The 11,060-nt window shown below is 70.7% G+C and carries 9 protein-coding genes; 7 read left to right on the top strand and 2 right to left on the bottom strand.

The genetic code is table 11. The features are described 5' to 3' along the window. Positions 1-161 precede the first annotated feature (161 nt). Both AX685_RS19505 and paoA read right to left on the bottom strand, forming a co-directional pair. Entirely contained in the window at positions 162-1,118 is a 957-nt protein-coding gene (locus AX685_RS19505; protein WP_066491741.1) for an FAD binding domain-containing protein, read from the bottom strand. Then, entirely contained in the window at positions 1,115-1,753 is a 639-nt protein-coding gene (paoA, locus tag AX685_RS19500; protein ID WP_066491739.1) for an aldehyde dehydrogenase iron-sulfur subunit PaoA, read from the bottom strand. Before paoA ends, AX685_RS19505 begins: the two co-directional genes overlap by 4 nt. Before the next feature lie 156 nt (positions 1,754-1,909). Between paoA and AX685_RS19495 the strand changes: the two genes are divergently transcribed. The 7 genes from AX685_RS19495 (at position 1,910) to AX685_RS19465 (ending at position 11,058) form a co-directional block, all read left to right on the top strand. After that, entirely contained in the window at positions 1,910-4,036 is a 2,127-nt protein-coding gene (locus tag AX685_RS19495) for a S9 family peptidase (protein WP_066491737.1), read from the top strand. A 63-nt stretch (positions 4,037-4,099) separates the two neighbouring features. Continuing rightward, positions 4,100-5,650 carry a sensor histidine kinase gene (locus tag AX685_RS19490; RefSeq protein ID WP_066491735.1) on the top strand — a complete coding sequence of 517 codons (1,551 nt, stop codon included), beginning with the start codon at positions 4,100-4,102 and terminating at the stop codon, positions 5,648-5,650. Between the two features lie 258 nt (positions 5,651-5,908). Then, entirely contained in the window at positions 5,909-6,679 is a 771-nt protein-coding gene (locus tag AX685_RS19485) for a Crp/Fnr family transcriptional regulator (protein ID WP_066491734.1), read from the top strand. Between the two features lie 85 nt (positions 6,680-6,764). Next, positions 6,765-7,604: a diacylglycerol/lipid kinase family protein gene (locus AX685_RS19480; protein WP_066491732.1), complete on the top strand. Its 840-nt coding sequence runs from the start codon at positions 6,765-6,767 to the stop codon at positions 7,602-7,604. Continuing rightward, a complete protein-coding gene (locus AX685_RS19475) occupies positions 7,601-8,380 on the top strand; it encodes a metallophosphoesterase family protein (RefSeq protein WP_066491731.1) in 780 nt (259 codons plus the stop codon). The genes AX685_RS19480 and AX685_RS19475 overlap by 4 nt, the downstream gene beginning before the upstream one ends. A gap of 45 nt (positions 8,381-8,425) precedes the next feature. Then, positions 8,426-10,732: a ribonuclease R family protein gene (locus AX685_RS19470; protein WP_066491726.1), complete on the top strand. Its 2,307-nt coding sequence runs from the start codon at positions 8,426-8,428 to the stop codon at positions 10,730-10,732. A 20-nt stretch (positions 10,733-10,752) separates the two neighbouring features. Beyond that, complete coding sequence (locus AX685_RS19465; RefSeq protein ID WP_066491725.1) at positions 10,753-11,058, top strand: hypothetical protein; 306 nt, start codon at positions 10,753-10,755, stop codon at positions 11,056-11,058. Positions 11,059-11,060 lie beyond the last annotated feature (2 nt).

The following is an 11,060-nucleotide window of genomic DNA, read 5'->3' as shown; positions in this document are numbered from 1 at the left end:
GCCGACGATCACGCCATAGGCGTGGCCGGGCGCGACGTCGTTGCGCTCGAAGGCGTAGGGCGCGGTGCCGGTCACCTTCAGCGGGCCGTCGATGCGCGGCGTCGGCTTGCCGATCACGCGGCGCTGGTCGATCGGATTGGTGCCCGCGGGCGTCTCGAACTTCATGCCGCGGCTCCTTCGGCAAGGACCGAGGCGAGCGTTCGCTCCACCAGCGGCACCTTGAATGCATTCTGGTCGGTGGTCTGCGCGCCGGCCAGCGCGGCGGCGGCAATCGCCTTCGCCCCGCCGTCGACGCGGGTCTCGGCCGCCTCGACCCGCCACGGCTTGTGCGCAAGGCCGCCGAAGGCGAAGCGCGCGGTCCCGGTCGTCGGACGCAGCACCGCCGCGACCGAGATGTTGGCGAAGGCATAGGAGGAGCGGTCGCGCACCTTGCGATAGATGTGCGTGCCGCCGACCGGCGCGGGCAGGGTCACCGCGGTGATCATCTCGCCCGCGACCAGCGCGGTTTCCACCCACGGCGTGCCGCCGGGCAGGCGGTGGAAATCGGCGATCGCGATACGCCGCGCCTGACCATTGGGCATCACCGTCTCGACCGTCGCGTCGAGCGCGCGCATCGCCACCGCCATGTCGCTGGGGTGCGTGGCGATGCAATCCTTGCTGGTGCCCAGGATCGCCAGGTTGCGGTTGAACCCACCGATCGCGGCACAGCCCGACCCCGGCTGGCGCTTGTTGCACGGCTGGTTGGTGTCGTAGAAATACGGGCAGCGCGTACGCTGGAGCAGGTTGCCCGCGGTCGTCGCCTTGTTGCGCAGCTGCCCAGAGGCGCCCGACACCAGCGCGCGGCTCAGCACGCCGTAATCGCGGCGCACGCGCGGATCGGCGGCCAGCGCGGTGTTGCGGACCAGCGCGCCGACCCGCAATCCGCCCTCGGCGGTCGGCTCGATCGTGTCGAGGCCCAGCCGGTTGACGTCGACCAGGTGGCGCGGCGTCTCGATCTGCAATTTCATCAGGTCGAGCAGGTTGGTGCCGCCCGCGACGAATTTGGCGCCCGGCGTGCGGGCGACCGCTGCGGCCGCGGCGGCGGGGCTGGCGGCGCGTTCGTAGGTGAAGGGCTTCATGCGACGTCCTTTGCCCCCGCCACGTCGGCGATCGCGGCGATGATGTTGGAATAAGCGGCGCAGCGGCAGATGTTGCCGCTCATCCGCTCGCGCAGTTCCTCGCCGGTCAGCGCGGGTTTGCCCGCGACGTCGGCGGTGACGTAGCTGGGCACGCCGTCCTTGATCTCCTGCAGCACCGCGATCGAGCTCATGATCTGGCCGGGGGTGCAATAACCGCACTGGAAGCCGTCATGCTTTACAAACGCGGCCTGCATCGGGTGGAGGTCGCCGGGGCGGCCCAGCCCCTCGATCGTGGTGATGTCGTCGCCGTCATGCATCACCGCCAGCGTCAGGCACGAATTGATCCGCTTGCCCTCCACCATCACGGTGCACGCGCCGCACTGGCCATGATCGCAGCCCTTCTTGCTGCCGGTCAGCTCCAGATGCTCGCGCAGCGCATCGAGCAGCGTGACGCGCGGATCGAGTTCCAGTGCGCGCGCCTTGCCGTTGACGGTGAAGCGGACCGGGACGGCCGGCGGCGCGGGCTGCGCCGGGGCGGCCCCGGCGTCGATCGGCACCGCCCCGGCGGCAGCGGCGGCGGCACCGCCGACGAGCGCGCCGCGGCGCGACAGGGTAAAGGCCGGTTCGTCGTTCATGAAAGTCCCCCTGGGCAGCCGGTATCGAAACGGATTCGCCCGTCGATGTTCTGCATCGCGGAACGCCGCTGATCCAGATCGTTTCCGACTGTATCGAACGGTATACGGTCATGGGCCGCGGGTCATATCGCGCTTGCGCTGCGCCGCGCTTGCGCCATGGTCACCGCTGTCACCATTTGCCGGAGCCGATCGACCGTGCGTTTCCTTCTGTCCGTGGCGCTGATCGCGCTGACCCCCTATCCCGTCCTCGCCCAGAGCCAGCCGCCGTCCCAGCCGACGTCCCAGCCCGCCGCCGCCACCGCCGACGGCCCGGTACGCGGCTTCACCGGCGCCGACCTGTTCGGCCTGTCGATCGCCAGCGATCCGCAGATCAGCCCGGATGGCCGCCAGATCGCCTATGTCCGGCGTACCGGCGACATCATGACCGATCGCATGGCCGGATCGCTGTGGCTGATCGACGTGGCCAGCGGGCGGCAGACGCCGCTGGTCGCATCGGGCAGCAACCCGCGCTGGTCGCCGGACGGCACGCGCATCGCCTATGTCGCGGGCGACGGCGATGCGGCGCAGCTGTTCGTGCGCTGGGTGGCGACCGGCGTGTCGGCGCGCATCACCAGCTTTCCCGGCGATCCGGGTGCGATCGCCTGGTCGCCCGACGGGCGGCAGATCGCCTATATCGCCAATGTCGCGGGTGACGCCGCCACGCTGGGCAAGGCACCGGCCAAGCCGGAGGGTGCGAAATGGGCGCCGCCGCTGGAGGTGATCGATCGCATCACCTATCGCAACGACGGGCCGGGGTATCGCAAGCCGGGCTACGACCATCTGTTCGTGGTCGGCGCGGACGGCGGCGCGGCGCGCCAGCTCACCTTCGGCCGGTTCGACGACGAAGGCCCGCTGTCGTGGAGCCGCGACGGCCGCCGCATCGCCTTTTCCGCGATCCGCGCGAAGGATGCCGAGCGCGAGGTGATGAACACCGACGTCCATGCCGTCGACGTCGCCACCGGTGCGTTGACCACGCTGACCACGCGCGACGGGCCGGACGGCGGCGCGCGCTGGTCGCCGGACGGTACGCGGCTCGCCTGGGTGGGGTTCGACGACAAGCGCCGCGCCTATGAGAATGGCGAACTGTACGTCGGCGCCGCGGACGGCGCGGCGCCGCGCTCGCTGACCGCGTCGCTCGACCGCGCGATTGAGGATGCGCAATGGGCCGGCGACGGGCGCAGCCTGTTCGCCAGCTATGACGACCATGGCCTGCGCAAGCTGGCGCGGATCGGGCTGGACGGGCGCGTCGTGCCGGTCGCCGACAATCTGAAGGGCGGGGGGCTGGACCGGCCATACACCGGCGGCGACTTCTCGGTCTCGACCGGCGGCGCGGTCGCCTTCACCGGCGGCGGGGCGGAGGCGCCGGCCGACGTGTGGCTGTGGTCCGGCGGCAAGGCGCGTCGCCTGACCGATCTCAACGCGATGCTGGCGACGGCCAAGGCGATGGCGCCGGTGCGCAAGATCGCGGTGACCGCGCCGGACGGCCGCGCCATCGATGCGTGGATCGCCACCCCGCCGGGGCGCCGGCCGGGGCAGCGCGTGCCGCTGGTGCTCGAAATCCACGGCGGCCCGCATGCCGCCTACGGCCCCGGTTTCGGCACCGACATGCAATTGTACGCCGCCGCCGGCTATGCCGTGCTGTGGACCAATCCGCGCGGTTCCACCTCCTATGGCGCGGAATTCGCCAACCTGATCAACAAGACCTATCCGGCGCAGGATTACGACGACCTGATGGCCGCCGTGGATGCCGCGATCGCGGACGGCACCGCCGATCCCGACAATCTGTTCGTCACCGGCGGATCGGGCGGCGGGCTGCTGACCGCGTGGATCGTCGGCAAGAACAACCGGTTCAAGGCCGCGGCGACGCAGAAGCCGGTCGTCAACTGGATCAGCGAGGCGCTGACCATGGACAACACGCTGTTCACGTCGCGCTACTGGTTCGCCAAGCTGCCGTGGGAGGATCCGATGGGCTATTGGAACCGCTCGCCGCTCAGCCTGGTCGGCCATGTGAAGACGCCCACACTGGTGGTGGTCGGCAGCGAGGATTATCGCACGCCGGTCAGCGAGGCGGAGCAATACTACGCCGCGTTGCGCATCGCCGGGGTTCCCAGCGCGCTGGTGAAGGTCCCGGGCGCCAGCCACGGCGGGCTGGCGGCGCGCCCGTCGCAATCCGCGGCGCGCATTGCGGCCATTGTCGCATGGTTTGATCGTTATCGTACCGCTACAAAGGGCGATGCCCAGTGATAAAGCATTATTTATCAACGAAATTTCCGTAGATAGGTGATGTGTGACGGCGGAGTGGCGAGGATGGAATACCCCCATGCGATCCTGATGGACGCGCTCCGTCGGAAGAATGCGGTGCTGGAAGGCATCAACCGGATCTTCCGCGAGGCGCTGTCCGCCTCGTCGGAGGAAACGCTGGGCCAGATGTGCCTGGCGGTGGCCGAGGACGTCACCGGCGCCGCGTTCAGCTTCATGGGGGAGGTGAACGACACGACCGGCCGGCTCGACGATCTGGCGATCAGCGAGCGCGGCTGGGCGGCCTTCACCCGCGACGATCCGCAATGGCCGCGCGGCAAGCTGCTCAACGGGTTCCACGTCCACGGACTGCACGGGCGGGTCGTGCGCGACGGGGTAAGCCTGATCGCCAACGATCCGGCGACCCACCCCGACCGGATCGGCACGCCGGACGGCCACCCGCCGCTCCGCAGTTTCATGGGCGTGCCGCTGCGTCACGGTGGTCGGACGATCGGGCTGATCGCGCTGGGCAACCGCGAGGGCGGGTTTCGCGACGAGGAACGCGAAATGGTGGAGGAAATGGCCCCCGCGATCGTCCAGGCGCTGATGCGCCAGCGCGCCGAGCGGCACTTGCGCGAAAGCGAGGCGATGCGCGATGCCATGTTCGAGCTGGTGCCGGCCATGCTGTGGCGCGCCGATTCCGAAGGGCGCACCCTTGCCACCAACAGCCAGTGGCAACGCCTGACCGGTCAGCCGTTCTACGAAAGCAGCGACTGGGGTTGGCTGGAGCAGATCCACCCCGACGACGCCCCCGCCAGCGAGCGCGCGTTCCGCCATGCCTATGCAAGCGGAGAGCCGCTGACCCATCAGCATCGCGTGCGCCAGCGCGACGGCAGCTATCGCTGGTATCTGGTCCGCCAGGTTCCGGTCCGCGATGACCGCCGGGCCGTCACCCACTGGCTGGGCGCGGCAAGCGACGTCAGCGAGCTGCGCCTGCTCCAGGATCGTCAGCGCGAGCTGGTCGCGGAGTTGCAGTATCGCGTGCGCAACATCCTGACGGTGGTACGGTCGGTGTTCGCGCAGACGGTCGATTCGGGTGCCGCGCTGGACGAGGTCGCCGACCATTTCCGCGGCCGGCTCGATTCGCTGGCGCGCACGCAATCGGTGGTGGCGCAGACCGCCAGCGGGCGCGTCGACCTGGAAAACCTGATCCGCGACGAATTGCTCAACGTCGGCGTGGGGGAGGGGGCCGGGCTGCGGCTGGACGGTCCCGATGTTGCGCTGCCGCCGATGGTGGCGGAGGTGCTGGGCCTGACCATCCACGAACTCGCGATCAACGCGGTCAAGTTCGGCGCGTTCAAGGTGCCCGGCGCGCGGGTCGACATCGGCTGGTCGGTCGACGCCGCAACCGACGCGACGGCGCCCCGCCTGCGGCTCGCCTGGACCGAAAAGGGGGTGCCCGCGGTGCCGATCGCGCCGGCACGTCAGGGATTCGGCACGCTGCTGATCGAGGATTCGCTGCCGCGGCGGCTGGATGCGACGGCGACGCTGGAATTCCTGGGCGGTGGCGTGCGCTGCACTATTGACGTGCCGCTGGTCGATGGCGATGCGATGCTGTGAGCGCGCGGGGATGCGGCGCGACGCGGCACAAATGGGCGGCGCGAATCGTGACGGCGGCGCGGGTGCGCGTCAAGCACCTGGCAGGCCGCTCCTCCCGGTGGGGCACCGCTTGGCCGCATCGGCCGTGCTATCTGGCGTAAAGGACTATATTGATTGGCATTACCCAATCTGGTGTAGGCTGTGTGTCGCCACCCGGATGTACCCCCCGACGTCCTGTCATCCGAGCGGTCGAGCGTCTGGTGCCAAGGAGAATATGCAATGCCCCGCAACAACGCGCACGCCGCAGACGCTCGGCACGAGCTGGCACGTGAACCCGCGCTGGTCGGGCTCGCCGCGCTGGGTCTGAACGACGCCGCTGGCGCCGCCAGCCTGGCGGATGCCGTCGCCCGCGCCTATCCGGTCCGCGCGCGCCGCGAGCTGACCAGCGAGGGGCGCCCGATCGCCGAGCCGCGGCTGCTGCTGCGCGGCTGGGCGGCGCGGGTGCGATTGCTGCCGGACGGCCGCCGCCAGTTCATGAGCTTCCTGCTGCCCGGCGACCTGATCGGGATGAGCGCGCAGCCGCAGCCGCTGGCGGCGGCGACGGTGATCGCGGTGACCGACGTCGTCGCCTGCCGCCCGCCGTCGATCGAAGAGACACCCGCGCGGGCCGGTGCCTATGCGCTGAGCGCGGCGCTGGACGAGGCGTATCTGCTGGCGCAGATCACCCGGCTGGGGCGGCTCAACGCGCAGGAGCGGATCGCCGACCTGCTGCTCGAACTCCACGAACGGCTGACGCGTAACGAGATGGCGCAGGGCAATGCCTTTGACCTGCCGCTGACCCAGGAAGTGCTGGCCGATGCGCTCGGCCTCACCTCGGTCCATGTCAACCGCATGGTCCAGCAGGCGCGCCGTGACGGCGACCTGCAATGGAAGGGCGGCCGCGTCACGCTGGCCGATCCGGCCGCGCTGGCCCGCAAGATCGGGCGCACGCCGCCGCGCGTGTCCGGCATGCAGGGGGTGGCCGTCGCGATCGTGGCGCCGTCGGCGTAACGCAGGGGGCGGCGGCAGCGCCGCCTTTTCTGATCGGCGCGGGTCCGGCGGTGCAGCCGTTCCCGACCGCGCGCGTTGGGCGCGCATGACCCGTTTCTGGCTGATCGCCAACGCCCGCTCCGGTTCGGTGTCCGACACGACGCGGGAGGGCGTGGTCGCGGCGCTCGAGTCGCGCGGCGCGCTGGCAGGGCGCACCGACTTTCCGACCGAGCCATTGCCCGAACCGCGGGACCTGACCGCGGCGGGGGTCGATACCGTCGCGGTGCTGGCCGGTGACGGCACCATCAACGCGGCGGCGCGGCGCTACGCCGACTGGCCGGGCGCGCTGTTGATCCTGCCCGGCGGCACGATGAACCTGCTGGCGCGGGCGCTGCACGGCGATGCGGCGCCTGTGGCGATCGTCGAGCAGCTCGATCAGGCGCGGGTGGTCGATCTGCCGGTCATCGCCGCGGCGGAGCATCGCGCGTTCGTCGGCGTCATCCTCGGCCCAGCGACGGCATGGAACCGCGCGCGCGAGCGCTGGCGCGCGGGCCGCTGGCGCGGCGCGTTGCGCGCGGTGCGCGCCGCCTGGCACCGCTCGCGCGGGCGCGGCATCGCGATCGAGGGGGTTGCCGGGCGCCCGCAGGCGGTGTTCGTCAGCGCCGGCGACGATGCGCTGCGGATCGCCGCGGTCGATGCGTCGGACGGGCGGATGCTCGCGGAACTCGGCTGGGAATGGCTGACCGGCGATTGGATCGCGGCGGGGGCGGTCACCAGTCTCCACCGCCCGACGGTGCGGGTTCACGGCCGTCGCCCGGTCGCCGCCTTGTTCGACGGTGAACCCGCGCTCTTGCCAGCGGGCAGCGTTCTGCGCTTGGAACGATCGCGCCCGATGTTCCTTCAGACCCGCCCGATCCTGCTTCAGACCCGAAAGCCCGCCGCATGACCAAGCTGTTCCACGTAAGCGACGTCCATTTCGGCGCGGAAGACCCCGCGGCGATCGCGTGGTTCGCCGATTGCGTCGCCGGCGAGCGCCCCGATGCGGTGATCATGACCGGCGACCTGACGATGCGCGCCACCACGCGCGAGTTCGAGGCGGGCGGCGCGTGGTTGCGCAGCCTGGGCGTGCCGGTGACGCTGGAGGTCGGTAACCACGATTTGCCGTATTATTGGGACCCGATCCGCCGGCTGTTCGCGCCCTATTCGCGCTATGCCGCGGTCGAGAAGATGATCGAACGGCCGCTCGACGTCGACGGGATCACCGTCGTCCCGCTCAAGACCACCGCGCGCGCGCAATGGCGGTGGAACTGGTCGAAGGGGCGGGTCAGCCCCGGTTCGCTGCGCCGCGCGCTGGCGATCATCGCCGATGCGCCGAAGGATCACCTGATCTTCGTCGCCGGGCACCACCCGCTGATCGAGGGCGGGACGACCGGGACGGCGCGCACCCGCAACGGCGACGTCGCGCTGGCGGCGCTGGCGGACGCGGGCGCACATGCGGTGCTGTCGGGCCATGTCCACGATCCGTTCGACATCCCCTATGACCGCAACGGCTGGCGCGTGCGGATGATCGGCGCGGGCACGCTGTCGAAGCGGACGCGCGCCACCCCGCCCGCCTTCAATGAAATCCGCGTGACCGGCCGCACGTTCGAGACGTTCGTGCGCCATATGGGGGAGGCGTCGCACCCGATCAGCGGCTCGACCACCGCCGGGGCGACGGCATGACGGGGGCGGTGGCGTCGGCGCGCGCCATCGCCTATTGCCGCTGACGTGCCCAAGAAACCGCCGCCCGGCCTGCCCACGCGCCAGCAGATCCTCGATTTCATCGCCACGTCCGATGTCCCCGCCGGCAAGCGCGAGATCGCGCGCGCCTTCGCCCTGTCAGCGCAGGAGAAGATCGCGCTCAAGGCGCTGCTCAAGGACATGGCCGACGAAGGGTTGATCGACAGCGCCCCCGGCCGCGCCTTCCACGCGATGGGCGGCCTGCCCAAGGTGACGGTGCTGCGTATCGTCGACGTCGACGACGGCGGCAACGTCTGGGCCGCGCCGGAACGGTGGGACACCGACGTGCCCGCGCCGCGCATCCGCGTGCGCGAACGCAAACGCGGCGCGCTGGGCGTCGGCGAGCGCGTGCTGGCGCGCACCGAGGAAACCGGCGGCGGCTGGACCGCGCACCCGATGAAGGTGCTGAAACCCAGCGCCGAACAGATGATCGGTGTGCTGCGCGGCGACGGCGAGCGGATGTGGTTGCAGGCGGTCGACAAGAAGGAGCGGCGCGAAGTCGCCGTCTCCGATGCCGGCGGTGCGGAGGCGGGCGAGCTGGTACTGGCCGAAAAGGCCGGGCGCCCGCCGCGGATCACCGCGCGGGTGGTGCAGCGGCTGGGCGATCCGTTCGCGCCGCGCAGTTTCTCACTGATCGCGATCCACCGGCTGGGCATCCCCGACGTCTTCGCCGCGGAGGCGCTGGAGGAAGCGGCGCGGGTCGCGCGCCAGCCGCTGGGCGCGGGCCGCGAGGATCTGACCCACCTGCCGATCGTCGCGATCGACCCGGCGGATGCGCGCGATCACGACGACGCCGTCTGGGCCGCGCCCGACGACGATCCCGCGAACGAGGGCGGGTGGAAGGCGATCGTCGCGATCGCCGACGTCAGCTTCTACGTCCGCCCCGGCAGCGCGCTGGACCGCGAGGCGCGCCGTCGCGGCAATTCGGTCTATTTCCCCGACCGCGTCGTGCCGATGCTGCCGGAAATCCTTTCCGCCGACGTGTGTTCGCTGAAGGAAGGGGAGGATCGCGCCGCGCTCGCCTGCCATCTGCAGGTGTCGAAGGCGGGGGTGCTCACGGGATGGCGCTTCACCCGCGCGACCGTCCGGCTGGCGGCGAACATCGCCTATGAGGACGTGCAGGCGGCGATCGACCGTCATGCGTCATCCCGGCGAACACCGGGATCTCCCCCCACCACCGACACGCCCACGGCGCCCGATCCCGGTGTTCGCTGGGATGACGGGCTTGTCGACACGGCGCTCATCCCCCTGTGGGACTGCTGGCGCGCCCTCGCCAAGGCGCGCGATGCCCGTGCCCCGCTGGAACTGGACCTGCCCGAACGCCGCGTGGTGCTGGACGAGCAGGGCCGCATCATGTCGGTCGCCGCGCGCGAGCGGCTCGACGCGCATCGGCTGATCGAGGATTACATGATCGCCGCCAACGTCGCCGCCGCCAAGGCGCTGGAGGCGAAGAAGGCGCCGGTGATGTACCGCGTCCACGAACCCCCCGCGCGCGAGAAGCTGGTCGCGCTCAAGGATTATCTGGAGACGTTCGGCGTCCCCTTCGCGCTGGGGCAGGTGATCCGGCCCAAGACGTTCAACCATCTTATCGAGCGGGTCGGCGACGCCGATTTCCGGCCGGAAATCATGGAGCAGATTCTGCGCTCGCAGACGCAGGCCTATTATGCGCCCGCCAACCACGGCCATTTCGGGCTGGCGCTGGGCAGCTATGCGCATTTCACCTCGCCGATCCGCCGCTATGCCGACCTGATGGTGCACCGCGCTCTGGTGTCCGCTTATGCGCTGGGACCAGGCGGGCTTGGCGGAGACGAGGATTTCGAGCGCGTCGGCGAGACGATCAGCGCGCTGGAACGCCGCGCGATGGAGGCCGAGCGCGAGACGATCGACCGCTATGTCGCCGCCTTCCTGGCGGAGCGTGTCGGGCAGATCGTGCCGGTGCGGATCACCGGGGTGACCAATTTCGGCTTCTTCGCGACGGTCGAGGGGATGGGCGGCGACGGGTTGATGCCGGTGCGTGACCTGGGCGGCGAATATTTCCGCTTCGACGAGGGCGCCCGGCGGCTGGTGGGCGAAACCAGCGGCGAGGAATATGCGCAGGGCCAGCGGCTCGACCTGCGGCTGGCGGAGGCCAATCCGGTGTCGGGCGCGCTGCGCTTCGAACTGCCCGAGGGCCGCTACGGCACGCCCGCCGGCGGCGCGCGCGGCGGTACGCGGCGCAGCGAGGGCGCCAAGCCGCCCCGCGTGCTCAAGCGGCGCGGGCGGCCGGGCAACATCCGCCATCAGGGGCGGAAATAGCGTAGAAGGAATCGCAGGCGATGTCGGGGACGGTGGTGGCGGCAATGGTGGCGCGCGCGCGCAAGCGCATCGAATGGCATTTCGTGTCGGCGGGCGCGACCCGCAAGGAAAGCGCGATCGCCTTCGAACGGCCGGCGGGGCGGCTGGAACGGCGCGTCTTCGACCGGATGGTGGCGTTCGGCGCGATCGAGAAGACCCCGGCGGGCACCTTCTGGCTGGTGGAAAAGCGGCTGGGGGATTTCCGCAAGGAATCGCTGGCGCGCGTGCTGGGCATCCTGGCGGTGGCGGGTTTCGCCGCCGCGGGCGCGATGCTGATCGGGGGGTAGGG

The organism is Sphingomonas sp. CCH9-F2 (assembly GCF_001556735.1).
Lineage (GTDB): Bacteria > Pseudomonadota > Alphaproteobacteria > Sphingomonadales > Sphingomonadaceae > Sphingomonas > Sphingomonas ginsenosidimutans.
This window is presented reverse-complemented; position numbering and strand designations above follow the sequence as displayed.

Excerpts from the sequence above, each read along its gene's own strand:
- AX685_RS19485 (WP_066491734.1), top strand. The coding sequence starts at position 5,909 with ATGCCCCGCAACAACGCGCACGCCGCAGACGCTCGGCACGAGCTGGCA.
- AX685_RS19475 (WP_066491731.1), top strand. The coding sequence starts at position 7,601 with ATGACCAAGCTGTTCCACGTAAGCGACGTCCATTTCGGCGCGGAAGAC.
- AX685_RS19505 (WP_066491741.1), bottom strand. The coding sequence starts at position 1,118 with ATGAAGCCCTTCACCTACGAACGCGCCGCCAGCCCCGCCGCCGCGGCC.
- AX685_RS19465 (WP_066491725.1), top strand. The coding sequence starts at position 10,753 with ATGTCGGGGACGGTGGTGGCGGCAATGGTGGCGCGCGCGCGCAAGCGC.
- AX685_RS19490 (WP_066491735.1), top strand. The coding sequence starts at position 4,100 with ATGGAATACCCCCATGCGATCCTGATGGACGCGCTCCGTCGGAAGAAT.
- AX685_RS19480 (WP_066491732.1), top strand. The coding sequence starts at position 6,765 with ATGACCCGTTTCTGGCTGATCGCCAACGCCCGCTCCGGTTCGGTGTCC.
- AX685_RS19495 (WP_066491737.1), top strand. The coding sequence starts at position 1,910 with ATGGTCACCGCTGTCACCATTTGCCGGAGCCGATCGACCGTGCGTTTC.
- paoA (WP_066491739.1), bottom strand. The coding sequence starts at position 1,753 with ATGAACGACGAACCGGCCTTTACCCTGTCGCGCCGCGGCGCGCTCGTC.